We start from the raw sequence: 23553 nt of genomic DNA on the forward strand, positions 1-23553 counted from the left end.
GGGCGGCGCTACGCCGCGCTACCATAGGGAAAACGTAGAGAGTTGGTGGACTGGGCTGGTAAAAACCCTAGCGGTAAAAAGGACGAGATGGTCGTCTCATCCATATTTAGGATCGTGATTAAGGCTAACGAATGATTTCTGATTTTGTCGGATTATATCGCCCTGAAACGTCTTGATTTTGACAAATCCGAACCATAAGATGGGTTCATGCCATCCGTTATGTTGGCTACCAAAGTCTCCCAGCCCAAATGCCCCGGTCCGGCTTCATTAGATATTCCGGGATATGCGGACCACCCCCGCAGGGGCTGGAAAAAAATAGTCTTCAGCACAGCGAAGATCCCTTCTAGGCCCGTCGAAAAACCGGGAGGAAACCATGGCCAAGATGGTCCTGATTGAAGCCCATCCGCTCTTGCGGTTGGGGTTGTGGCAAATTCTGAGCAAGTTGGATGATGTGTGGGAAATCGAGGGGATGGGCTTGGCGGACGTGTCCAAGGCCGATGGCGTGCATGCTGGCGCCGATCTCCTGATCTATGGGTTGCCGGTGGATACCGATGAGGCCTGGAGCGCCTTGCACGAGATTCAGCGCGTGCTGACGCCGAAGCGGATCCTGCTTTTGACGGACGTCATGCCCTTGCCCATGCCGGTGCAAGGTTTGCCTGGCGCAAGCGTCTATGGCTGCCTGATGAAAACGGCTTCGGTCGAAATCCTTGAAGCAGCGATCCGCCTGGTCATGGCGGGCGGGCAATGCTTCCCCAGCGAACAGGCGTTGCAGGCTCCGGCTTCGACGGTTTGCGCCCTGCCGGCACGGGACGCGGACGATGTCGGCGCCAAGGGCACGATGCCTGTCAGCGCCGGAGCCCAGCTGCTTCAGATCACGCCGCGCCAATACGAAGTTCTGGTGTTGCTGGCCAGAGGCTATCCGATCAAGACCGTCAGCCGCATGCTCAATATTTCCGTGGCGACGGCCAAGACGCACGCGTGCACGCTCTACCAGCGCCTGCATGTCAAGAACAAGGGCGAGGCTGTATACGCGGCGCTGCAGCGTGGCGCGACCTTGGAATGGCATGAGCCGAATGGCAGGGAAGTGGACGCCGGGCAGATCTATGGGCGCAAGCTCGGGTAGTTGACGATTTGCGTTGCCTGCCCGGCAGCCTGGAACGCTGTTGTTCCGTAGCTGCCGGGTTCGCGCATAGCCAACGCGGCTAAGGCATACACCGCAGAAATCGCGGTTGCTGACACGAGGCTTTCCTCCACCTATCATCCTCCTGAACGAGATTCAGCGGACGTAGCCGCTGATAGCATGGGTTGTGTCCGCAAGCATGGATTGAGAGGGCGAATCACTTAGTCTCGCCACAGCGATTCGATGTAGCGGACGAGATTCCCTTGAATCTGGCGACGCGCATGACTGCGCATCGCCCTGCGATGCGCCAGCGTCTTGGGAACCGTGTGTGGGCCATGCGTCACAAGGTTCTTCCCGGGATGACAACCGTACTGATCGAAGACTACGCTCTGCTTCGTGTCGCAATTCAGCATGTGCTGGAACGTGTGCGCAACGCCGACGATATCCTGGCCATCTCGCCAGCCCACCTGCTCAGCATGTCAAGTTCGATCAACCGTCCAGTGGAGTTACTGGTGGTTGGTTGCAGCGGCGTGGCTGAACAGGACATAGGGCTCCTGTCGCAGGCGATGGCTTTCTTCATGCCCAGGCTGGTGCTGGTGCTGTATTCCGTGCTGGACCCGAGCGTGATGGGCGCCTGCGCGAGGGCGGGGGTGGCGGGCTATCTGCCCAAGGCCTCCAGCCCGGATGCGCTGGCCGCGGCGGTCAGCCTGGTGGTCGCGGGGGGCGAATGCTATCCGCAACCCGCCGGCAGGCCGCAAAGCGCGGCGCACTCGTCCGTGCAGGAACTGCGTGAATTGACGCAGCGGCAGGAAGAAATCCTGCAGTTGCTGGTGCAAGGCAAGACCATGCGCGAAATCGGGCAGCAGGTGGGCATATCGGTAGCCACCGTGAAAAGCCATGCGCGCACGCTGTACTGGAAATTGAATGCCCGCAATCAGGCCGAGGCGGCCTATATCGCGGTGCAGATGGGGCTGGTCAGAAGTGCCAATTCACCCGCGCCGGGCAAGGGCGAGGCAGGCTGACGGGCGCACATGGAGTCAGGGCCTGTGCGGGTTGCGATGCAGCCCGCACAGGCCCTGGTTCGTTCAGTTGAGGGGTGGTGCCTGCCATGCTTGCGGGCCCGCGAGCGGGCCCGAGCGTCGGATCAGGTATCGCCTTGACGGGCGCGCGTATCCGCGGGTGCGGGCTTGCCCTTGGACGCCACGATGGCCGCGAATTCCCGTTCCGCCGCGCTGAGCACGGCGTCCACATGCAGGTGGGCAAGCGCGTACTGGCGCGCGGCCGCGCCCAGTGTCTCGCGGATCTGCGAGTTGTAGCTCAATTTGCGTACGGCTTCGGCCATGGCCACTGCGTCTTCGGGCGGTGTCAGCAGTCCGCAATGCGCCACCACGCCGGCCAGTTCCGTGCCCCGCGCCGCGCCGCATACCACCGGCCGGCCGCTGGCCAGCATGCCGGTCAGCTTGGACGGCATGACCAGGTCCGCCGCGCCGGCGCGTTGCGGCAACAAATGGATGTCCGCGGTGTTCAGCAGCGCGCCCAGGCGGTCCGCCGGTTGCAGGTCCAGGAAGACGACGCGGGCCAGCCCTTTGCATTTTTCTTCCAGCGGCGCGCGTTCCGGACCCTGGCCGCAGAAGATGAACCACAACCGGTCCTCGCGGCTCAGCCGGCGGGCCACGTCCGCCAGCGTCTGCAAGCCCTGCTTGCCGCCCATGTTTCCGGAGTACAGCGCGACGATGGCGTTGTCCGGAATGCCGAGCTGGGCGCGGTACCCGCCGTCCTTGGCATTCGGCGCGATCGCGTTGACGTCGATCCAGTTGGGCAACAGCACGGCGCGGTCGGGGTCGACCCCCTTGGCCAGCGCCAGCTCCAGCATGCGGTTCGATATGGTGGAGACGCGGTCGAAGCGGCGCATCAGCCAGCGCTCCGCGCGCTTGACCATCGCGCGCAAGCCCGCACCCTTGAGCAGGCCGAGTTCGAACGCGGCGTCCACTTCATAGTCCTGGATATGCAGCCAGGCGCGGGCGCCGCACAGGCGCGCGGCAAGCCAGGCGCCGGGCGCGCAAAAGAGCGCGGGTTCCACCACCAGGATGATGTCGGGCCTGCGGACGGCGGCGCGCAGCAGCGACGGCAGGCTGGACAGGGCGAAGCTGGCCAGGTGGATCAGGCGCTTGGCGCCGCCGGGCTTGCCGGGCACCCACAGCGGCGCCCGCCGCACCGTCACGCCGCGGCGTTCTTCCTTGGCGTAGCGCCCCGCGCGGTAGCCATCGTGGACCCGCCACTGCGGATAGTAAGGCGGCGCCGTCACGACGCTGACCTCGTGGCCGCGAGCGGCCAGCCATTCGGCCAGTTCGGCGCTGTATTTGCCGATGCCGGTCAGCTCGGGGGCGTAGTTGATGCCGTAGATGAGTATCTTCATGTCGGCGTGGCCATGCGGGGCCGCATGGGACGGCACGGATTGCCGTGGCATACCATCGCGGACGGCATGTTGCGAAACACCGAGCTGCGCGCACCGATCACGGCCTCGCGCCCGATGGTCACGCCTGGGCCGACAAACACATCGGTCGCCACCCACGCGCCATCCTCGACGCGCACGGCCCGCTCGCGCAAGGGAAAATCGGGCTGCCCGGCGTCGTGGTCCGCCGCGCACAGGTAACTGCGCTGGGACACCACGGCGTGCGCGCCGATGTGAATGGGTCCCAAGCTGTATATCACCGCGTCGTCGCCGATCCAGGCATAGTCGCCGATCTCCACCTTCCAGGGATAGGTCACGGTGACGGACGGACGGATCAGCACCTTGTGGCCCACGCGCGCGCCAAAGCAGCGCAGCAGCCAGCGGCGAAAGCCGTAGGCCACCTGCGGCGACCAGCGAAAGAGCGTTGCTTGCACCATCCACCACAGCTGCACGGTCAGCGCCGAACGGCCGCGCTGTCCCGGCGCCAGCGCAAACTGGTCCAGGCGTTGCAATGTGCTCATTTGGCCGCTCCCGCCACGGCATCGCGCTGGGAACTGGCGGCGCTGGCCTGGCGCGCCTTCAGGATCTCTTCGGTCTTGATACGGATCTGCCAGTAGTACATGGCGCGCGCGACCGCGTAGTCATAGCCCGCCTTGCCGTCCAGAAAGCCCAGGCGAAAGATGTAGGAATGCAGGAACGAGATCGGCGCCTTGAACGGCATGGCCTGGAAAATCCGCTTGAGCAGGGCGCGCCCGCCTACGTTGGCTTCGCGCGGATCGTTCATCAGCCCCTTGGTGCGCAGGTTCGCTTCCCAGTCGGAATAGCGGTTGTGCTTGTCGAAGTAGTGGTAGAGCGAATCATGGTCGTTGTGGACCATGCGCTGGCGCAGGGCGAACGTCTCGCCCTCGACCTGCGGCTGGTAGTGGCCTTCCACCTCCCACATATTGGCGACGTCCAGGTCGTCGTAGTCCAGGAAGCGAGAGCGGTCGCGCGCCAGCAGCGCCAGCTTGTAGACCCGGTGGCCATGTTCCAGCTTCTTGCCGCAAAACACATAGTCGAACGGCACGAAGGCGCCGCCGGCGCCCGCGGCGAAGCGCGGCAGCGTTTCGCGTATCTCGGCGGCCAGGCCGGGTGTCATTTCCTCGTCGGCATCGACATACAGCACCACGGGGTGCGTGAACGGCAATTGCTCGAGGCACCACTGCTTCTTCTTGGGGTATTTTCCATCCCACTGGAAATTCGAGACGCGGGCGCCCAGCGCCGTCGCCATCGCGCAGGTCGCGTCGGTGCTGTTGGAGTCCACCACGAAGACCTCGTCGAATTCCACGAGGGCTTTCAGGCACTTGCCGATGTTGCGTTCCTCATTCTTCGTCATGACCACGACGGATACCGGTATCTTCTGCATGATGCTGTCCTATTCAGGGCGTGCCGCGTTGCATGAGTGGCTGAAATAGCTCAATGACGTTGCGGCAGTGCCGCTCCAGGGAAAAGGCGTCCGCTCGCTCCGGGCCCTGGGCGGCCAGTTTCTTGCGCATGTCGCCGTCGTAGGCCAGGCGCCGCACCGCCTCGGCCAGCGCGGCGGCGTCGCCGACCGGCACCAGCAGGCCGTAGCGGCCCGCGTCCAGGATCTCGGCGGGGCCGTGCGGACAATCGGTAGAGATCACGGGCACGCCCAGGCACAGCGCTTCCACCAGGACATTGCCGAAGCTCTCGCGGATGGACGTCAGCGCGAAGGCGCCGGCGCCGGCGATCATCGGGAACGGGTTGTCGATATGGCCCGCCAGGGTGACCGGGCTGCGCGACGCCTTGTCGTCGATCCGCTTTTGCAGGGCGGCGTGTTCGGATCCTTCGCCCAGGATGGTGAAGCTGATGCCGGGATCGTCCAGCAGGGCGGCGGCGTCGATCAGCGTGGCGTAATCCTTGACGGCTTCCAGCCGGCCGACGGCCACCACCTGATAGGGCGAGTCGCCGCCGGCGCCGGCCTGCTGCCCGGCGCTCTGCTGGCGCACGTTGTCCAGCGGCACGCCGTTGTAGATGGTGTGCACCTTGCCGCGCAGCGGGGGGAACATGCTGACCAGGTCTTCCTTGACGCCGCGCGACACGCCCACCACCGCGTCGTGCCGCCGATAGGTCTGGCTGACCAGCCAGCATTTCAGGCGCCGCATGCGCGAGGCGCCGTAATGGATGGCCGGGCTGCTGTGCTCGAAGGCCACCGTCTTGAAGTTGCCGCGCAGGATTTTCCTGGCCAGCACGACCAGCATGTTGCACAGCAGGCCGTGCGAGCAGACGATGGCCGGTTTGTCGCGGCGTATCTGGGCCAGCAGGCGAAAAAAAGCCAGGGGCAGCATGAGCCGCAGCTTGGTTGGGGATTCGATGACGGGCAGTGCGCGCGTGACCTTGGGGTTGGCGATGGGGTATTCGCGGTTGCGGGAGCGCAGCAGGAACAGGGAGGAATCCACCCCCTGTTCCGGCAGGGCATCCACGATGAAGGCGACGCATCTTCCGACGCCACCGTGCAAGTCTGGCGCGACAAACAAGACATCAGGCATGGGGTATTACTCGTGTTGGCGCCCGGCGCACGGCGCCCGGGCGATGGCTGGGGACGGGCGGCTCGTTACGAGGTACAGGCATGATCTGCGCATTGCGCATCAGCGACAGGCAATAGCACAGCAGGAATCCGGTGAAGGCGGTCTTGGGCGCATAGGCCAGACCGCCGGACAGCGAATCAATGAATATGTAGATCGGGGCCGTGGCAAGCAGGTAGCGCCGGTGCATCTCCAGTCCGGGATGCGCATAGCGTCTCAGCAGCGAGAGCAGCAGGATCAGCAGCGGCGGCAGCATGATCATGATCGTGCCAACCACGCCGAATTTCATCAGGTAGAAGGCCCAGGAGTTGTGCGCGAACGTGCTCAGCTCGAAGCCATTCTCGCCCATGACCCAGCTCCGGAAGCCCGCGCCCTTGCCGAACACGGGGCTTTCCGCGAAGAAGTCCATCTGCCCCTCCATTTCCTGGATGCGGGCGCCGTAGCTGGAGTCCTCGTCCAGCTTTTCGACGCTGAAGATGCGGTTGGCCAGCACATCCAGGTAGCCGATGCTGGCGAAGATCAGCACGCCGGCGACGGCCGCGGGCGCAAAGATCAGCACGGCGCGGCGCCGGATGTCGGAGTTGCCCGCCAGCATCACGGCGATCAGGACGGAGATTGCAAGCTGCAGGTACTGGCTGCGGTTCAGCGAGAACACCAGCGCCATCACCATGTACACCGTCAGCGCGTACGCCTTCGGACCCGACACGTTCAGCGTGCGCCGGAAGTACAGCAGCGACACCACGCCCATGGGAATGGCCCACACGCCCAGCCGCACATTGCGCAGCGGATTGGCCACGCTGAAGCCCTGCGCCTGCTCCAGCAGCATCAGCGTGGCGACCGCCAGGCTGGCGGCCACGATGTACTTCTGCAGCACCGCATAGGCGGCCGGGCTGTCGATGTCCTTGTAGCAAAGAAAGGGCGTACACAAGAAATAGAAGACGATGCGCAGGTCCCGCGCCACGTCGCCGGTCTCTATGCCTGGGTGGTCCACGGACACCAGCAGCAGGTAGATCACTGACATGGCCTGGAACGCCAGCAGCATGCCCAGCGCGCCGCGCGGCAGCGCGTAGGCGCCGGGCTCGGCCAGCCTCAGCGCCTTCACAGCCAGCATGGCGACGAACAGCACGTCGAAGGGCGACAGCTTGAAGCTGCCCACCCCCAGGATGAACCGGTCGTCGTTCAAGGCGAGCGCGGTGAACACGAAGAGGCCCAGCAGGTGCAGGGTGGAGAAGCGGCGGCGCGGGTTCATTGCAGCTCCTAATGCGCAGCCCAGTCGTCACGCCCGAAAATCTTGGTGGTCAGCTTTTCGAGCAGGTACGACAGGTCTCCTTGCCGGGCGTGGGCCGCCACCTTGGAAGCGCGGCAGGACAGTTCGAACAGCCGTCCCAGGCCCGGTTCGGTGCGCCGGATGCGGGTGACGATCTGCTCGCGCTCTTCCAGCAGCACGTCCTGCATCAGCGCGGTCTTGGTCTCGTCGTGGGCGGTGTAGACGCCCAATGCATCCGGAACGATCAGGTTCTTGCCTTCGCGTAGCAGGCGGCTCCACAGCTCCAGGTCCATGCAGTAGCGCATGCTTTCCTGCAGCAGGCCGTACTTGCGCAGCAGGTCGCGGCGAAAGATCGCGGACTGGTTGGGAATGGACGCCTTCACCACTGTCAGCGTGCCGCGATTGACGGGGGTGTAGTGGATCTTGCGGAAGATGCGGTTGTCGGCGTCCGCCACGAAGAGATTGCCGCTGACGATGGGCGCGCGGCCGCGCGCCGCCGCCGCGCCCAGCTTGCGCAGCGCGCCGGGGAAGTACAGGTCGTCCGAGTTCTGCCAGCCGACGTAGTCGCCGGTGGCGCGTTCGAAGCCCTTGTTGATGGCGTGGGACTGGCCGCGGTCCGGGGTGCTTTCCCAGTACGTCAGGTAGCGCTCGTACTTCTTGATGATGTCCACGCTGCCATCGGTGGAGCCGCCGTCGATGATGATGTACTCCAGCCGCGGATAGCCCTGGTTCAGCACGGACAGGATGGTGCGCTCCAGGAACTTGGCCTGGTTGAACGAGGGGGTCACGATGGTCACTTTGGGCAGCAGGCCGCTGGCGATGGGCGCTGGCGGGCGGAGCTCGCGGACGAAGTCGATGAGCTGGCGTGAATACTCGTTATGGCGCTTGCGCATGTAGGACCTCAGCATGTTGGTTATCGGGTGGCCGCAGGCATGGCGCCCGGAAAGTCGGGGCGGGATTGACGGATGGCGAGGGCCACGCCGGCCAGCGTGATCGCCGCGTAGGCCATGCGGCCCCAAGCCGCGGCGTGTTCCCCCGCCACGTGTACCAGTCCCGCCATGACGCACAGCATCGCCAGGCCGCCCAGTCCGTTCAGGATTGCGACGGCGCGGGAGTTGCCGAGCCCAAGGAGGGAGAAATGCGCCGCGGCGTTCAGGGACAACAGGCCCGAAGCCACGATGAGCAGCTGGAAGGTGCCGAGATGGCCGGTGGCGACGTTGTCGCCCAGCAGCAGGTTCAGCAGCGGCCGGCTGACCGCCAGCACCGCCAGCGTGGCGCCGGCCGACAGCGCCAGGTTCCACAGCATCATGCGGCGGATCTCGCGTTCGGCGGCGCCGGCGTAGGGCGGCGACACCGACAGGCGGCTGATGCGCGGCATGGCCTTCTGGAAAATGGCGACCGAGGCGGTATGGATGATCTGGCCCACCTGCACGCCCACGGTATAGATGGCAAGCGCGGCGGGGCCCATGAGGCTGCCGACCAGCACCCGGTCCACCGAACCGAAGGCCAGCGCGCTCAGGCTGTTCAGCCACGACCACCGGGAGAACTTGAATGCGTCCATCATGGCGCCGCGGTCACGCACCGGGCGCACCAGCACGCGGCCGTAGGCGCGGGCAAAGACGCGCATCTTCACGCTGCCGGCCAGCAGCAGGCCCACGGCCTGGGCCAGGCCCGTCCAGGTGGGCGACGCGGTCAGCCAGGCCGCCGCGCAGGCCAGCGCCATGGTGCCGGCGCGGCTGAAAACCTCGCACAGCGCGGTGGCGCGGAAATCCTCGCGCCCCTTCAGGCAGCCGGAGAACAGCTGGTCATACTGCTGCGTCAGGTAGATGGCCAGCGCCGGCATGGCCAGCATCGTCACGGCGACGCCGCCGAAGGTGGCCGTTGGCCATCCCAGGCCGACCACCCCCCACAACAGCACGGCCGCCAGGGTCACGACGGCCAGCGCGCAACCGATCAGCGACAGGCTGACGCCCGCCGCGCGATAGGCGCCGCCCGGCTGGTGCATGCTTTCGGACACCAGCTTGGTCGCGGTCACGGCCGCGCCCAGGTTGGCGGCGTTGCCGAACCCGGCCATGGCAATGATCATGGAGTACTGGCCAAAGCCCACCGTCCCCAGCTGGCGGAACAGGATGGGCAGCGCGATCAGGGCCGCGACCGGGCCGATGCCGTACTCCACCAGCCCCCAGAAGGAGGCATTGCCGGCGATGTGTTTCCTTACGAATCCAAGCATCGGGAACCCTGTCTGTCATGCTGGCGCGGCCGTCAGGCCACGGGCAGCGCATGTTGAGTGCGCTCGCGCAGGAAATGCCCATAGGCCAGCGTGATGCCGTGCGTCAGCGAAATCTCCGGCCTCCAGCCCAGCGACTGCACGCGGGACGAATCCATCAGCTTGCGCGGCGTTCCGTCGGGCTTGCCGGTGTCGTAGACGATGTTGCCGCCGTAGCCCACGACGCGCGCCACCAGCCGCGCCAGGTCCGCGATGGAAATGTCCTGGCCGGCGCCGATGTTGTAGATGCCCTCGGCGTCCGGATGCTCCATCAGCATGACGCAGGCCTGCGCCAGATCGTCCACGTACAGGAACTCGCGCAGCGGCGTGCCGGTGCCCCAGATCGTCACGCTTTCCTGGTTGGCCTCGCGGCCTTCATGGAATTTGCGGATCAGGGCGGGCAGCACGTGGCTGCTGTGCAGGTCGTAGTTGTCGTGCGGGCCGTACAGGTTGGTCGGCATGGCGCAGATGAAGCGCGCGCCATACTGGCGCTGGTAGGCCTCGCACAGCTTCAGGCCCGCGATCTTGGCGATGGCGTAGGGCTCGTTGGTGGCTTCCAGCGGACCGGTCAGCAGGGCGTCCTCGCGGATGGGCTGCGGGGCTTCGCGCGGGTAGATGCATGACGAACCCAGAAACAGCAGCTTGCGCACGCCGGCCGCATACGCGGCGCGGATCACATTGCACTGGATCATCAGGTTCTTGTAGAGGAAGTCCACCGGATGCGTCTGGTTGGCCAGGATGCCGCCCACCTTGGCGGCAGCCAGATACACCACGTCGACCGGCGTCGTCGAAAAGAAGCGGTGCACCTGGTTCTGGTTCTCCAGGTCCAGCTCTTCCCGGCTGCGGGTCAGCACGTTGGGGTAGCCGCGGCGGTGCAGTTCGCGGGTGATCGCCGCGCCCACCATGCCGCGGTGGCCGGCGACAAACACGCGTTGGTCCAGGTTCGTCATGTCTGACTACTCCTTGTAGGCGTAGATTTCGTAGCCGTTCTGTTCGACCAGCGCATCGCGCCGCGCGTCCTTCAGATCGCTTTCGACCATTTCCTTGACCAGTTCCGCGAACGTGGTGCGCGGCGACCAGCCGAGCTTCTCCCGCGCCTTGGTGGGATCGCCCAACAGGGTCTCGACCTCCGTGGGACGGAAGTAGCGCGGGTCCACGCGGACGATGACCTGGCCGGGCTTGACGTCGTGGACCGGCGAAAACAGCACGGTCGCCGTTTCTTCCAGGCCTTCGCCTTCCCAGGCCAGCAGGATGCCCAGCTCGCGCGCGGCGGTGTTGATGAACTCGCGCACGCTGTACTGCATGCCGGTCGCGATGACGTAGTCCTCGGGCGTGTCCTGCTGCAGCATCAGCCACTGCATTTCGACGTAGTCCCGGGCGTGGCCCCAGTCGCGCAGCGCGGACAGGTTGCCCAGGTACAGGCATTCCTGCAGCCCCAGCACGATGCGCGCCAGGCCGCGGGTGATCTTGCGGGTGACGAAGGTCTCCCCGCGCTTGGGCGACTCGTGGTTGAACAGGATGCCGTTGCACGCGTACATGCCGTAGGCTTCGCGGTAGTTCACGCTGATCCAGTAGGCGTACAGCTTGGCGGCCGCATAGGGGCTGCGTGGATAGAACGGCGTCGTCTCTTTCTGCGGCGTTTCCTGCACCAGCCCGTACAGCTCGGAGGTGGACGCCTGGTAGAAGCGCGACTTGTTTTCCAGCTTCAGGATGCGGATGGCCTCCAGCAGGCGCAGGGTACCCAGCCCGTCGGCGTTGGCCGTGTATTCCGGTTCCTCGAACGAGACGCCGACATGGCTTTGCGCGGCCAGGTTGTAGATCTCGTCGGGCTGCACCGATTGGACGATGCGGATCAGGCTGCACGAGTCGGTCATGTCGCCGTGGTGCAGCACGAAATTGCGGGGCTGGTCGTGGGGGTCCTGGTACAGATGGTCGATGCGGGCGGTATTGAACAGCGAAGCGCGCCGCTTGATGCCGTGGACCTCATAGCCCTTGGCGAGCAGGAGCTCCGCCAGATAGGCCCCGTCTTGGCCAGTAACGCCGGTAATCAGTGCCCGTTTTGGCATGGTTGTGTCCTTAAGACTTAGTAACTGCACGAAAGGAGCCGATGGCTGCGGTACCAATGTGCAATGAGATTACTGTTGCACCAGCCGCTAAGATATCGGCCAAAAGGTCTAAGAGTTCAGCCTGTCGGTAGGGAAAAAGGGACTGGATTGATTCATCCAGCGCACCCATGGCGGTGGCCGCCAGCATGGCCACCAGCGCGGGGCGCCGGTTGACCGAGACGTAAACCAGCCCGGTCAGCAAGGCGTAGGCGGCCAGGTGCAGCCGCTTGTCGCCAAAGGCGTCCGACATCTCGGCCGCCAGCCCGGGCAGGTTGCCCACCGTCACCAGGACGGCGAAGAACAGCACCGCCACGGGCAGGCAGATCCGGGCCATGCCCGGACGCCAGAAGGGTTCGCGGGGCTCGGGCTCGCGCGCCAGGTGCGTGCGGCTCGGGACCCTAGACACGGCCGTAGATATCCTGGAAGCGGACGATGTCGTCCTCGCCCAGGTAGGCGCCCGACTGCACCTCGATGATCTCCAGCGGGATCTTTCCCGGGTTTTCCAGGCTATGGATTTCGCCCAGCGGGATGTAGGTCGATTGGTTCTCCGTCAGCAGGTATTGCTTATCGCCGTTGTAGATGCGCGCCGTGCCCGATACCACGATCCAGTGCTCGGCACGGTGGTGGTGCATCTGCGAGGACAGGCGCGCTCCCGGTTTGACCGTGATGCGCTTGACCTGGTAGCGGGGGCCCTGGCCCACCGAGTCGTACGAACCCCAGGGCCGCTGCACCTCGCGGTGGTGGTTGAGCTCCGAGCGGTGCTGGGTCTTGAATATCTCGACCAGCCGCTTGACGTCCTGGGAGCGCGACTTGTGCGCGACCAGCACGGCATCGGCCGTTTCGATCACCACGATGTCGTCCAGCCCGACCGAGGCGACCAGCCGGCTGGTGGAATGGATCAGGCAGTTGCGCGAGTCCTCCACCATGACGTCGCCGGTGGTGGAATTGCCTTCCAGGTTCTTCTGGGCGATGCCCCAGACCGCGTCCCATGCGCCGACGTCGCTCCAGGGCGCCGCCAGCGGGATGACCACGGCGCTGTCGGTGCGTTCCATGATGGCGTAGTCCATCGAGTCGCTGGGGCAAGCCTCGAACGACGGTCCGTCCAGGTGGAACAGCGCGTTTTCCCCATGCCCCGTGGCCACGGCGGCCTGCACCTGTTCCAGGATCTTGGGGGCCAGGCGGGCCAGCTCGGACAGGAACACGGACGCCTGGAACGCGAACATGCCGCTGTTCCAGTAGTAGCCGCCGTCCTCGATGAAGCGCTGCGCGACCTCCGGCGACGGCTTTTCGACAAAGCGGCGCACCCGGCGCGCAGGCGCCATGGCGCCGGGCTCCTCGGCCTGGATGTAGCCGTAGCCGCTGAGCGGGGCGGTCGGGGTAATCCCGAATGTCACCAGGGCGCCCTGGCGCGCGGCCTGATACGCCTGGGCAAACGCGGCGCTCAGCACCTCGCCGTCTTCCAGCACATGGTCAGACGGCATGATGAGCATGATGGGGTCTTCGCCGTCCCGCATGGCCCGCAGCGTGGCGGCGGCGATGGCCGGGGCCGTGTTGCGCGCAAACGGTTCCAGGATCACCTCCGCGTCCTTGACGCCCAGCTCCAGCGCCTGCTCCGCGGCGATGTAGCGGTGGGCATCGTTGCACACGAGCGTGGGCCTGGCCTGGGCGCCCGCCGACTCCAGGCGCAGCAAGGTGTTCTGCAGCAGGCTGCGGTCATCGGTCAAACGGATGAACTGCTTCGGCAGCAGTTCGCGCGACAGCGGCCACAGGCGCGAGCCTGATCCGCCGCAAAGAATGACTGCCCGGTACGGGGGAGGGGGATTGCTCATGGCGCTCACTCCTTGAAGTAGGCCTGGGTGTACGGATGCACGCCGGGGTCGGCGGCGATCACTTCCGCGGGCAACCAGCGGTAGCCGTTGTGCTGGACCAGGGGAAGGTTTGCGGTATCCAACGAAAGCTCGGCCTCGTACGCGAGGACGACATAGTGGGTGGAGCGTCCCGCTTCACCCGCGAAATTGGTGCCATAGAAATGCTCGTACACGCCGCGAGGCTTCCATGCCTGCTCGGGCACGGACAGCCCCAGCTCTTCATGGACGATGCGGCGCAGCGCGTCGCGCAGGGACTCGTTTTTCCGGATCCGGCCGCCGGGCACGAACCACGCGCCCTGGGCGGGAGGATTGGCGCGCAGGCCGGTAAGGTAGTGCCCGGCGGCGTCGCGCAGCAGCAGGTCGATCGATACCAGGGGCAGCATCTCCACGGCCTGGCGGAAGTCCGACCGGGCCAGCACGCCACCCCGCGGTGCGGGTGTTTCCCGCAAGGGCCATCCCAACGGCTTAGTAGACATTGCGGCCCGTCCATCCAGATACCGCCGTGCGGGCGATGATCAGCAGGTCCATCCTGAACGTCCAGTGCTGGATGTAGTAGATGTCGTGCTCGACGCGGTCGCTCATCTTGCGCAGCGTGTCGGTCTGACCGCGAAAGCCGTTGACCTGCGCCCAGCCGGTGATGCCCGGCTTGACGCGGTGGCGCATCATGTAGCGCTGCACCAGGTCCTTGTACATTTCGTTGTGCTCCAGCGCGTGGGGCCGCGGTCCGACGACCGACATGTCGCCCATCAGCACATTGAGGAACTGGGGCAGCTCATCGAGGCTGGTCCGGCGCAGGAAGCCGCCGATCCGCGTGATGCGGTTGTCGTTGCGGGTGGCCTGCGTGACCACGCCGTGCTCCTGGTGCACGGTCATGGTGCGGAACTTGTAGACGTGGAACACCTTGCCGTCCACGCCCAGCCGGGGCTGGGTGAAGAAGACGGGGCCGCGCGAGGTCGCCTTGACCAGCAAGGCCACGGTCAGCATCACGGGAGACAGGCCGATCAGCGCGCAGAACGCGAAGCTGCGGTCAAAGACCTCTTTGGTCCAGCCGCGCACGCCGGCGGCCGGCAGGCTGTTGAGCTGGATGGCGGGCAGGCCCAGGAACTCGCCGATGCGGTGCCCCAGCAGCTGAATCGACATCACGTCCGGAATCCAGCGGATATCCACCAGGTCGTTGCGCAGGTGATACAGCACCTCGCGCAACTCCTGGCCGGCTTCCATCGGCAGCACGATCCAGATCTCGCGCACATTGTTCTCATGCACGAAGCCGTGCAGGTTGTCGAGATCATGCAGGCGGCGCACTTGCGGCGGCAGGATTTCATGCGGTTCCGCGTAGATGCCGGCCACTTCATAACCGGCTTCGCGGTACCGCTCGACGCGGCGCCACAGGTCATGGCCCAGGGCGCCAAAACCCACCAGCAGCACACGCTTCTTGTTATGGCCGCGGTCGCGCGCGGCGCCCAGCGCCGCATAGACGGCGATGCGCACGCCGGCCAGCGTCAGCGCCGCCATGCCGAACCAGGTAGCCGCCCATAAGCGGGATACCGCGCCGGCCTGGTGCATGAGAAAACTGACGAATATGCCCAACGCGAAAACGGTGGCCCATGCCGCCAGGCTGCGCACCACCAGATCGGTAAGCAGGCGGCCGCGCCAGGACACGTACAGACGGAAGGCCGGGAAGATGGCGATCACGCCCAGGCCGCACAGATAGATCAGGAACAGATGAATCTGCGGAGGATCCGCCAGCGCATCTTCCGAGAATTTCAAGCCGGTGGCAGTCAGGCCGCAGGTGATCACGATCGCGGCGTCGAGCAAGCGATAGATATAACTTGCCCCGCTGAATCTCGCCGACGTGTCCGTTTGGGACGGGTCCATCGCGCACTCCTGTTCGGGGGGGGCCGCCTTGCGCCAAGCAAAAACTGTGCAGTGCCGCAAAGCATGTGGCTACCGAAGAAATCTTATTGAGTGCGCGGCTTACCCGAAACCTCCAAACGATGTAGGAGAAGGCTTAGGACATCCGTCGAATGTGCGGGGCTAGGAAAAGAGAGTGGAATGTCGCAACCCGTTACGCATCGGGCTCCATTCCAAGCAACGAAGTCATTCACTGTGGATTTGCCATGACTACATTTTTCGGAACGTTGAGCCGAGCCATAGCCGCTATCGCGCTCGTGTCCTCGCTGGGCGCTTGCGCCTTGTCTCCCGGTATGACGTTCAACGCCAACCAGCTCGCGGATCCGCTGGATCCGAACTCCAAGGCGGTCATCAAGGAGATCACGCCATCCCTGGTGCTTGACGACCAGCGCGCGCGCCAGGCGTTGCTCGACAACGAGGGAATCGATCATCTGTTTGGCAAGCCGGGACCCTACCTCATCGGGCCGGGAGACATCCTCTCGATCGTCGTGTGGGATCACCCCGAACTCGTGCTTCCGACGCAAACCTACGCAATTGGGTCTGGTGCAACGGAACTAGCCATCGGGGATACCGCCTCGGGCATTCCGGGCTATACGGTCTCATCCACTGGATACATCCAATTTCCGTATACCGGACTGCTTAAAGTGGCGGGGTTGACGGAACTTCAGGCGCGCAATCTCATAGTCAATAGTTCAGGCAAGTACATACAGGATCCGCAAATCACCGTACGTGTTCTGGGATTTCGCAGCAAGCGCATTTTCGTCGATGGCGCGGTGACCACGCCGGGTACGGTTGCGATCAACGATGTCCCGATGACCCTGTTGGAAGGGATCAACAGGGCCGGCGGCATTTTGCCGACCGGAGACCGTAGTGCGGTCTTTGTGATCCGTGAAGGCAAGCGTACTCGCGTGAACCTGCCTGCGTTGATCGAGCGCGGCCAGGACTTGAATCAGGTGATGCTGAAGCCGGGCGACATTGTGAGAGTCACGCCGCGCGACGACAGCAAGGTATTCGTGATGGGCGAAGTGTTCTTGCCCAGCGCGCCAGTAATGCGTGACGGACGCATGTCGTTGACCGAGGCGCTGGCTTTGGCGGGGGGGCCGAACCAGCTGACGTCGGATCCGTCGCAGATATTTGTCGTACGCAGCACGGAGCAGGCGACGCCGCTGGTGTTCCATCTGAACGCCGGTTCGCCGCAAGCCCTTGCCGTGGCGGAGAAGTTTGAGTTGCAACCCAAAGACGTCGTGTTCGTGGATTCGGCCGGCCTGGTGCGGTGGAACCGCTTCATCAGCAACCTGTTCCCGAGCGCGCAAACAGTACAGACCGTCAAGTCCATCGATTAGTCCGCTTCAAAACCACGCCTTTGGGGGCGCCGCGACCGCGGCGGCGCCTTCTCTTGGAGAGCTGCATGTCGTTGCCCATCGAATCGTTCGAGCCGTCAGTTCCGGCCCGTCAGCAGGAAACCCCGTTGTCGTCGCATGTGGACGCCATTTTTTCCAACCGGTGGATGATCATCGCGATCACCATGATCGCTTTGCTCGGCGCCCTGGCCTATGTGATGGTGACCCCTTCAGTCTATTCGGCTGACATCATCGTCCAGGTGGAGGAGGAAATGCCCAACGGGCAGGCGCGCAGCTTGCTTGGCGATGTGTCCTCGATGTTCGACACGAAGGCGGAAACCTCCGGCGAAATGGAAGTGCTGCGTTCGCGCATGGTCGTCGGCCCCGCCGTCGACAAGTTCCTGCTGTACATCCATGCCAAGCCGCGCTATTTCCCGGTGGTCGGGGAATGGCTGGCGCAGCGCTACGAAAGCCTGCCGTACCCTTCAAGCTTCCCGCGAGGCGGCTACGCCTGGGGCGGAGAAGCCATCGCGATCTCGCAGCTGGACGTGCCCAACGAGTGGCTGGGCAAGCCCCTGCGCCTCACCGCGCTGGGAGAGGGGCGCTACACGCTGAGCGACAAGCTCACCGGCGCCACCTTCACCGGCACGGTCGGCAAGCCCGAGCATTTCCTGTTGCCCGGCGGCGGAGCGATGGACGTGCACGTCGATGCACTGGCCGGCCGCCCCGGCACGGAGTTCACGGTGTCGCGCAGCTCGCGCCTGGCGGCGATCGAGAACGTGCAGTCGCACATGGGGATCTTCGAGCGGGGCCGCGCATCGGGCGTGATCGGCGTCACGCTGGAAGGCAATGACCCCGCGCTGACCACCGCCGTCCTCAACCAGATCGGCCAGGAGTATGTGCAGCAGAACGTCAACCGCAAGTCGGCGCAGGCCGAGAAGTCGCTGGTGTTCCTTGAGCAGCAGCTGCCGCAGCTCAAGGGCGAGCTGGATGCCGCCGAAACCAAGTACAACGCCTTGCGCAACAAGCGCGGCACGATCGACCTGAGTGAAGAAGCCAAGCTCATCCTGGCGCAGTCGGTGGACGCCCAGACCAGGGTGATGGAACTGCGCTCCAAGCGCCAGGAACTGATCACGCGCTTTGCGCCGACGCACCCGAGCATCGTGGGCATCGACCGCCAGATCGCTTCCCTGACGGGCGACGTCAACCGCATCGGCAACAACATCAAGCAACTGCCGGATCTTGAACAGGACGTGGTGCGCCTGGTGCGGGATGTGCGTGTGAACACCGAGCTCTACACGGCGCTGCTCAACAACGCCCAGCAACTGAAGCTGATCCGCGCCGGCAAGGTTGGCAACGTGCGCATCCTGGATGCGGCCGTGCAGCCGGACAAGCCGGTCCGTCCCAAGGCCGCCATCATCATCGGCGTGGCGACGGCGATCGGCCTGATCTTCGCGATCCTGTGCGCCTTCGTCCGCAATGCCCTGTTCGGCGGCCTGTCCGAGCCGGAGGATGTGGAACGCCATACCGGCCTGCCGGTGCTGGCCGCCATTCCGTACAGCGACATGCAGGACAAGCTGTGGCGCCGCAGCCGGCGCAAGAACGCCACCGTGCCGGCGCTGCTGGCCCAGAGCCAGGGCAACTCGCCACCGATAGAAAGCCTGCGTTCCTTCCGCAACGTGCTGCAGGCTTCGCTGCGCCAGTCCGCCAACAACATGGTCATGTTCACCGGTCCGGTGGCTGGCGTGGGCAAGTCCTTCCTGTCGGCGAACTTCGCCTTCATCCAGGGAGGCGTGGGCAAGCGCGTGCTGCTGATCGACGCGGATTTCCGCAAGGGGCAACTGAACCGCTACTTTGGCGTGCCCAAGGAAGACGGCCTGTTCGAAGTGCTGTCGGGCACGATCCCGCTCACCCGCGTCAGGAAGCACAGCGTGTCCGAGGGCGTGGACTTCATCGCCACGGGCGCCGTCACCTTCGACCCCTCCGAACTGCTGGCCTCGCCGGTGTTCGGCGAGACCCTGCGCGAACTGGCCACGCAATACGACATGGTGATCCTGGATACGGCGCCCGTGCTGTCGTCCCCGGATGCGGCCGTGGTGGGCACGCATGCGGCGGCGGTGATGGTGGTGGTGCGTTCCGGCATGAACACGGTCGGCGAGATCCGGGAAACGGCCAAGCGCCTGATCCAGGCCGGCGCGCCGGTCGACGGCGTGATCTTCAATGGTCTCAAACTCTTGCCGGAACGCTTCGGCTTCCGGTCCAAGTACGGTGGTTATCGATACTCCCGTGCGGCGTACTACGGCGATTTCAAACAGAACGGCCCCAAGTAACGCCACCCGGAGAAACTGGCATGCACGGAACTTTTGGCTGGGACACCCCGCAAATTCTGGATGCGGTTTTCAAGGCTTATGACATACGCGGCACAGTACCGGACGAGATCGACGCGCGGTTCGCGCACAGCCTGGGCATGGCGGTGGGCACCAAGGCGCGCGAACAGGGGGCGCGGTCTATCGTGGTGGGGCGGGACGGCAGGCTGAGCAGCGTCGAGCTGGCCGCGGCGCTGCAGGCCGGCCTGCGTTCGGCCGGCCTGCATGTCATCGATATCGGCATGGCGACCACGCCGATGGTGTATTTCACGACCCGGCTCATGGACACGGGCGCGGGCATCGCGGTCACGGGCAGCCACAATCCGCCCGCGCACAACGGCTTCAAAGTCGTGCTGGAAGGCGGATCGCTGTATGGCGAGGGCATCACCGCGCTGCGCGACGCAATGCGCCTGCCGATCGAGTCGGCGGGCACGGCTGGCGGCCGCACGCAGATGCAGATCATGCCCTGCTATGCGGCGCGCCTGGTGGGCGATATCCGCATGGCCCGGCCCATGAAGATCGCGATCGACTGCGGCAGCGGCGTGGCGGGCGCGGTGGCGCCGGCGCTGTTTCGCGCGCTGGGCTGCGAAGTGACCGAACTGTTCTGCGAGGTGGATGGATCTTTCCCGGGCCATCACCCGGACCCGGCCGATCCGCACAACCTGCAGGACTTGATCTATTGCCTGCGCTATTCCGATTGCGAGGTCGGCCTGGCGTTCGACGGCGACGGCGACCGGCTGGGCGTGGTGACGAAGTCGGGGCAGATCATCTGGCCGGACCGTCAGCTGATCCTGTTCGCCCGCGATGTGCTGGCGCGCAACCCGGGCGCCGAGATCATCTACGACGTCAAGTGCAGCCGCCATGTGCCGCGCGCGATCACGGAGGCCGGCGGCAAGGCCACGATGTGGAAGACGGGGCATTCCCTGATCAAGGCCAAGATGCGCGAGTCGGGAGCGCTGCTTGCTGGAGAGATGAGCGGCCACATTTTTTTCAAGGAGCGCTGGTACGGCTTTGACGACGGCATCTATGCCGCCGCCCGCCTGCTGGAGATCCTGTCGTCGGCGCCGGATCCGTCGGCCTTGCTGGAAGGCCTGCCGCAGTCCTGCGCGACCCCCGAGATAAAGCTGGAGACCGCCGAGGGCGAGAACGTTGAATTGGTGGACGCGCTGCGCGCGCACGGGGAGTTCCCGGGCGCGGTGTCGATCAACGATCTGGATGGAATCAGGGTGGACTATGCCGACGGCTTCGGCCTGGCGCGTCCGTCCAATACGACGCCAACGGTGGTACTGCGGTTCGAAGGAGACAACGTGGCCGCACTGGCCCGTATCGAGGAGGATTTTCGCAACGCGTTCAGGCGCATTGCACCTCATGTTCGTTTACCGTTCTAAGGAGCATCACGCGATGGGAAAGGCTCAACATGCGATTGAGGCGTTAAGGGCGAACTCCGGACTGGCGGACAGCCCGGAATGGGTGGCTTTCGCGCAGGCTGCGCAAAGCGCCGAATTGGATGCCAGCGCGCTGAAGGTCATCGAGGCGGCCGGCTTGTGCGTGGACCTGACAATGCAGCGCCAGTCGTCGGCGCTGGACGCCGCGGCGCTCGCTCTGTTGCAGGCGCGCGGGCTGGCGGATGCTCGCCATGGGCTGTTCGCCGGGGAACCGGTCAACTGGACCGAAGACAAGCCGGCCTGGCATACCGCGCTGCGGGCCGGGCGCACCCGCGAACAGCCGGACGGGCAGGACGCGGATTCGGTGAGCGAGTACTCGCGCATGACCGACTTCGTCCGGCACGTGGACCAGACCGCGGATTTCTCGACGGTGCTGCACATCGGCATCGGCGGCAGCGATTGGGGGCCGCGCCTGGCGATCCAGGCTTTCGGCGGCCCGTTGCAGCGGCGCCAGATCCGCTTCGTGTCCAATATTGACGGGCATGCTTTTCATGACGCCGTGGCCGGGCTGGACCCGCGCCGCTGCCTGGTGGTCGTCTCTTCCAAGTCTTTCACCACGGCCGAAACGCTGCATAACGCGCGCGCCGCCATCGCCTGGCTCAAGCAGGGCGGGGTGGCCGACGTGTCGGAGCACCTGGCCGCGGTCACCGCCAATGTGCCGGCGGCGCGTGCGCTGGGCGTGCCGGCCAGCCAGGTCTTCAAGATGTGCGATTGGGTGGGCGGCCGCTATTCGGTCTGGTCCGTGGCGGGCCTGTCGATTGCGCTGACTGTCGGCGCCGACGTGCTGATCGGCATGCGGGCGGGCGCGCAGGCCATGGACCAGCATTTCCAGCAGGCGCCGTTCGCATCGAACGCGCCGATCCAGCTGGCGCTGTCCGGGCTTGTCAATTGCAGCGTGCTGGGGCACAACTCGCTGAACATAGCGGCCTACAGCGCGCGCCTGCTGCACCTGGTCACCTATCTGCAGCAGCTGGAAATGGAGTCCCTGGGCAAGCGGGTCGCGGGCGACGGCGCCGCCGTGGGCGTGCCCACGGCTCCCATCATCTGGGGCATGCCGGGCACCGATGGCCAGCACACCTTCTTCCAATGGCTGCACCAGAGCGAGGAGGGCGCGCCGGTGGACTTCATCGCCAGCCTGCAGGGCCACGCCGACAGCCCGGATGCGCATCGGATGCTGCTGGCCAACTGCCTGGCGCAGCGTCAGGCCCTGCTGCGCGGCAAGTGCCTGGAGCAGGCGTTGCTGGACGTGGCGCACATTGACGACCAGGAGCGCGCGCTGAGCCTGGCGCAGCACATGGTGCATCCGGGCGGGCGGCCGTCCACCCTGATCGTCCTGCGCCAGCTCGACCCGCGAGGGCTGGGCGCGCTGCTGGCCCTGTATGAGCACAAAGTGTTCGTGCAGAGCGTGGTCTGGGGCATCAATCCGTTTGACCAATGGGGGGTGGAACTGGGCAAGCGGCTGGCCAGCGGCATCGAGCGCGAGCTCGCGGTGCCGGTCTCGGCCGGCGTGGTCGACTGGGGGCACGACGCTTCCACGTCCTACTGGATCGACCGCTATCGCGGCCACGCGCAGGCCCCGCGGCCCCGGCATGCCTGGGTGCCTGGCATGGCGGCGCATCTTTGACCGGGGGCCACATGCCGGACACGCAGGTGCTGGTAACGGGCGGGGCGGGCTACATCGGCACGCACACGCTGGTGGCGATGCTGGCGGCCGGCCAGCGGCCGCTGGTGCTGGACAACTTCAGCAACGGCAGCCGCGAGGCCGTGCGCCGCGTGGAGCGGCTTTGCGGCGCCCCGATAGCGCTGATCGAAGGCGACATCCGCACACCCGGCCTGGTCGCGTCGGTGCTGGCCGACGCGGCGGCCCGCGGCATGCCGGTGGGGGCGGTGCTGCACCTGGCCGGCTGCAAGGCGGTGGGCGAATCGGTGGCGGACCCGGTCAAGTACTACGACAACAACGTCAACGGTTCGCTGGTGCTGCTGCGGGCCATGCGGGAGGCGGGCGTCAAGAGGCTGGTGTTCAGCTCATCGGCCACGGTCTATGGCGAACCGCGCTACCTGCCGTTCACCGAGGCGCATCCGCTGGCGCCCACCAACCCCTACGGCCGCACCAAGCTGATGGTGGAAGAGATGTTGCGCGACGTCTGCGCGGCCGACCCCGCCTTCAGCGCCGTCACGCTGCGCTATTTCAACCCCATCGGGGCGCACCCCAGCGGGGAGATCGGCGAAAGTCCGCGTGATCTTCCCAACAACCTTTTTCCCTTCATCACCCAGGTGGCGGTGGGGCGCCAGCCCTTCCTGCGGGTATTCGGAGACGACTACGACACGGCCGACGGCACGGGCGTGCGCGACTATCTGCACGTCATGGACCTGGCGCGCGGCCATGTGCAGGCTTTGTCCTATTCGGACAGCCATCCGGGCTTCGTGGCCGTCAATCTGGGAACCGGGCAGGGCACGAGCGTGCTGGAGCTGGTGCATGCGTTCGAACGCGTCAACGGCTGCGAGATCCCGTTGCGCACGCTGCCCCGGCGGGCCGGCGACGTCGAGCGCATGTGGGCCGATCCGGCGCTGGCGGCGTCCTTGCTGGGGTGGCGCAGTACGCACGACGTGGAGTCCATGTGCGCCGACGGCTGGCGCTGGCAACGGGGCAATCCGCAGGGGTACGAGGCGGACGCGGCCGCGGCATAACCCCTGCGCCATGTCGGAAGGATTCCAGGAAAGGCGCGCTAGCGGTTACAGTTGACGGAAATATTGCGAAGCAACATTGCCCAGGCGGTCCGGCCTCCCGGGCAATGCACCGTCAGCGAGGCACTCCCATGTTTGAATTC

General features: G+C 65.4%; 20 protein-coding genes. 7 read left to right on the forward strand and 13 right to left on the reverse strand.

Annotated features, from left to right (window positions below):
- The first annotated feature begins 373 nt into the window (after window positions 1–373).
- Window positions 374–1123, forward strand: a complete 750-nt coding sequence (locus HLG70_RS01760) for a helix-turn-helix transcriptional regulator (protein ID WP_171665575.1) — start codon at window positions 374–376, stop codon at window positions 1121–1123.
- Between the two features lie 356 nt (window positions 1124–1479).
- Window positions 1480–2142 (forward strand): response regulator transcription factor, encoded by a 663-nt coding sequence (locus HLG70_RS01765; protein ID WP_171665573.1) that lies wholly within the window; start codon window positions 1480–1482, stop codon window positions 2140–2142.
- Window positions 2143–2264: 122 nt separating this feature from the next.
- Here the strand turns inward: HLG70_RS01765 and HLG70_RS01770 are convergent, their stop codons facing one another.
- The 13 genes from HLG70_RS01770 to HLG70_RS01830 form a co-directional block, all read right to left on the reverse strand.
- Window positions 2265–3536 (reverse strand): glycosyltransferase WbuB, encoded by a 1272-nt coding sequence (locus HLG70_RS01770; RefSeq protein WP_171665571.1) that lies wholly within the window; start codon window positions 3534–3536, stop codon window positions 2265–2267.
- Entirely contained in the window at window positions 3533–4093 is a 561-nt protein-coding gene (locus HLG70_RS01775; protein ID WP_171665569.1) for a putative colanic acid biosynthesis acetyltransferase, read from the reverse strand. Before HLG70_RS01775 ends, HLG70_RS01770 begins: the two co-directional genes overlap by 4 nt.
- Complete coding sequence (locus tag HLG70_RS01780) at window positions 4090–4977, reverse strand: glycosyltransferase family 2 protein (protein WP_171665567.1); 888 nt, start codon at window positions 4975–4977, stop codon at window positions 4090–4092. Before HLG70_RS01780 ends, HLG70_RS01775 begins: the two co-directional genes overlap by 4 nt.
- Before the next feature lie 13 nt (window positions 4978–4990).
- Entirely contained in the window at window positions 4991–6121 is a 1131-nt protein-coding gene (locus tag HLG70_RS01785) for a glycosyltransferase (RefSeq protein WP_171665565.1), read from the reverse strand.
- On the reverse strand, window positions 6114–7406 hold the full coding sequence (locus HLG70_RS01790) for an O-antigen ligase family protein (protein ID WP_171665563.1): 1293 nt from the start codon (window positions 7404–7406) through the stop codon (window positions 6114–6116). The genes HLG70_RS01785 and HLG70_RS01790 overlap by 8 nt, the downstream gene beginning before the upstream one ends.
- An 8-nt stretch (window positions 7407–7414) precedes the next feature.
- Window positions 7415–8332, reverse strand: coding sequence for a glycosyltransferase family 2 protein (locus HLG70_RS01795; protein ID WP_234103343.1), 918 nt, complete (start codon window positions 8330–8332; stop codon window positions 7415–7417).
- A 5-nt stretch (window positions 8333–8337) separates the two neighbouring features.
- On the reverse strand, window positions 8338–9654 hold the full coding sequence (locus HLG70_RS01800) for a lipopolysaccharide biosynthesis protein (protein WP_171665561.1): 1317 nt from the start codon (window positions 9652–9654) through the stop codon (window positions 8338–8340).
- A 32-nt stretch (window positions 9655–9686) separates the two neighbouring features.
- Window positions 9687–10640, reverse strand: a complete 954-nt coding sequence (locus HLG70_RS01805; RefSeq protein WP_171665559.1) for a GDP-L-fucose synthase family protein — start codon at window positions 10638–10640, stop codon at window positions 9687–9689.
- A 6-nt stretch (window positions 10641–10646) separates the two neighbouring features.
- A complete protein-coding gene (gene gmd / locus HLG70_RS01810; RefSeq protein ID WP_171665557.1) occupies window positions 10647–11756 on the reverse strand; it encodes a GDP-mannose 4,6-dehydratase in 1110 nt (369 codons plus the stop codon).
- A gap of 10 nt (window positions 11757–11766) precedes the next feature.
- Window positions 11767–12129, reverse strand: a complete 363-nt coding sequence (locus HLG70_RS01815) for a VanZ family protein (protein ID WP_171665555.1) — start codon at window positions 12127–12129, stop codon at window positions 11767–11769.
- 64 nt (window positions 12130–12193) lie between these two features.
- Window positions 12194–13624 carry a mannose-1-phosphate guanylyltransferase/mannose-6-phosphate isomerase gene (locus tag HLG70_RS01820; RefSeq protein WP_171665553.1) on the reverse strand — a complete coding sequence of 477 codons (1431 nt, stop codon included), beginning with the start codon at window positions 13622–13624 and terminating at the stop codon, window positions 12194–12196.
- A gap of 5 nt (window positions 13625–13629) precedes the next feature.
- Window positions 13630–14082 carry a GDP-mannose mannosyl hydrolase gene (locus tag HLG70_RS01825; protein WP_419144803.1) on the reverse strand — a complete coding sequence of 151 codons (453 nt, stop codon included), beginning with the start codon at window positions 14080–14082 and terminating at the stop codon, window positions 13630–13632.
- Between the two features lie 46 nt (window positions 14083–14128).
- Window positions 14129–15538, reverse strand: a complete 1410-nt coding sequence (locus HLG70_RS01830; protein WP_171665549.1) for an undecaprenyl-phosphate glucose phosphotransferase — start codon at window positions 15536–15538, stop codon at window positions 14129–14131.
- A 242-nt stretch (window positions 15539–15780) separates the two neighbouring features.
- On the opposite strand from HLG70_RS01830, the gene HLG70_RS01835 reads away from it, so the two are divergent.
- From HLG70_RS01835 to galE, 5 genes are all read left to right on the forward strand, one after another.
- Window positions 15781–16917, forward strand: a complete 1137-nt coding sequence (locus tag HLG70_RS01835; protein ID WP_171665547.1) for a polysaccharide biosynthesis/export family protein — start codon at window positions 15781–15783, stop codon at window positions 16915–16917.
- A 65-nt stretch (window positions 16918–16982) separates the two neighbouring features.
- Window positions 16983–19244: a GNVR domain-containing protein gene (locus HLG70_RS01840; protein WP_171665545.1), complete on the forward strand. Its 2262-nt coding sequence runs from the start codon at window positions 16983–16985 to the stop codon at window positions 19242–19244.
- 20 nt (window positions 19245–19264) lie between these two features.
- Window positions 19265–20668 (forward strand): phosphomannomutase/phosphoglucomutase, encoded by a 1404-nt coding sequence (locus HLG70_RS01845; RefSeq protein WP_171665543.1) that lies wholly within the window; start codon window positions 19265–19267, stop codon window positions 20666–20668.
- Window positions 20669–20681: 13 nt separating this feature from the next.
- On the forward strand, window positions 20682–22349 hold the full coding sequence (pgi, locus tag HLG70_RS01850; RefSeq protein WP_171665541.1) for a glucose-6-phosphate isomerase: 1668 nt from the start codon (window positions 20682–20684) through the stop codon (window positions 22347–22349).
- An 11-nt stretch (window positions 22350–22360) separates the two neighbouring features.
- The gene (galE, locus tag HLG70_RS01855) at window positions 22361–23413 is read left to right on the forward strand and encodes a UDP-glucose 4-epimerase GalE (protein ID WP_171665539.1); all 1053 of its coding nucleotides are present in this window, start codon (window positions 22361–22363) and stop codon (window positions 23411–23413) included.
- Window positions 23414–23553: the final 140 nt, after the last annotated feature.

The sequence above is a fragment of the Achromobacter deleyi genome, assembly GCF_013116765.2.
GTDB classification, from domain to species: Bacteria; Pseudomonadota; Gammaproteobacteria; order Burkholderiales; family Burkholderiaceae_B; genus Achromobacter; species Achromobacter deleyi_A.

Coding starts and splice junctions, on each gene's coding strand:
- HLG70_RS01760 (WP_171665575.1), top strand. CDS start 374: ATGGCCAAGATGGTCCTGATTGAAGCCCATCCGCTCTTGCGGTTGGGG.
- HLG70_RS01765 (WP_171665573.1), top strand. CDS start 1,480: ATGACAACCGTACTGATCGAAGACTACGCTCTGCTTCGTGTCGCAATT.
- HLG70_RS01770 (WP_171665571.1), bottom strand. CDS start 3,536: ATGAAGATACTCATCTACGGCATCAACTACGCCCCCGAGCTGACCGGC.
- HLG70_RS01775 (WP_171665569.1), bottom strand. CDS start 4,093: ATGAGCACATTGCAACGCCTGGACCAGTTTGCGCTGGCGCCGGGACAG.
- HLG70_RS01780 (WP_171665567.1), bottom strand. CDS start 4,977: ATGCAGAAGATACCGGTATCCGTCGTGGTCATGACGAAGAATGAGGAA.
- HLG70_RS01785 (WP_171665565.1), bottom strand. CDS start 6,121: ATGCCTGATGTCTTGTTTGTCGCGCCAGACTTGCACGGTGGCGTCGGA.
- HLG70_RS01790 (WP_171665563.1), bottom strand. CDS start 7,406: ATGAACCCGCGCCGCCGCTTCTCCACCCTGCACCTGCTGGGCCTCTTC.
- HLG70_RS01795 (WP_234103343.1), bottom strand. CDS start 8,332: ATGCTGAGGTCCTACATGCGCAAGCGCCATAACGAGTATTCACGCCAG.
- HLG70_RS01800 (WP_171665561.1), bottom strand. CDS start 9,654: ATGCTTGGATTCGTAAGGAAACACATCGCCGGCAATGCCTCCTTCTGG.
- HLG70_RS01805 (WP_171665559.1), bottom strand. CDS start 10,640: ATGACGAACCTGGACCAACGCGTGTTTGTCGCCGGCCACCGCGGCATG.
- gmd (WP_171665557.1), bottom strand. CDS start 11,756: ATGCCAAAACGGGCACTGATTACCGGCGTTACTGGCCAAGACGGGGCC.
- HLG70_RS01815 (WP_171665555.1), bottom strand. CDS start 12,129: ATGGCCCGGATCTGCCTGCCCGTGGCGGTGCTGTTCTTCGCCGTCCTG.
- HLG70_RS01820 (WP_171665553.1), bottom strand. CDS start 13,624: ATGAGCAATCCCCCTCCCCCGTACCGGGCAGTCATTCTTTGCGGCGGA.
- HLG70_RS01830 (WP_171665549.1), bottom strand. CDS start 15,538: ATGGACCCGTCCCAAACGGACACGTCGGCGAGATTCAGCGGGGCAAGT.
- HLG70_RS01835 (WP_171665547.1), top strand. CDS start 15,781: ATGACTACATTTTTCGGAACGTTGAGCCGAGCCATAGCCGCTATCGCG.
- HLG70_RS01840 (WP_171665545.1), top strand. CDS start 16,983: ATGTCGTTGCCCATCGAATCGTTCGAGCCGTCAGTTCCGGCCCGTCAG.
- HLG70_RS01845 (WP_171665543.1), top strand. CDS start 19,265: ATGCACGGAACTTTTGGCTGGGACACCCCGCAAATTCTGGATGCGGTT.
- pgi (WP_171665541.1), top strand. CDS start 20,682: ATGGGAAAGGCTCAACATGCGATTGAGGCGTTAAGGGCGAACTCCGGA.
- galE (WP_171665539.1), top strand. CDS start 22,361: ATGCCGGACACGCAGGTGCTGGTAACGGGCGGGGCGGGCTACATCGGC.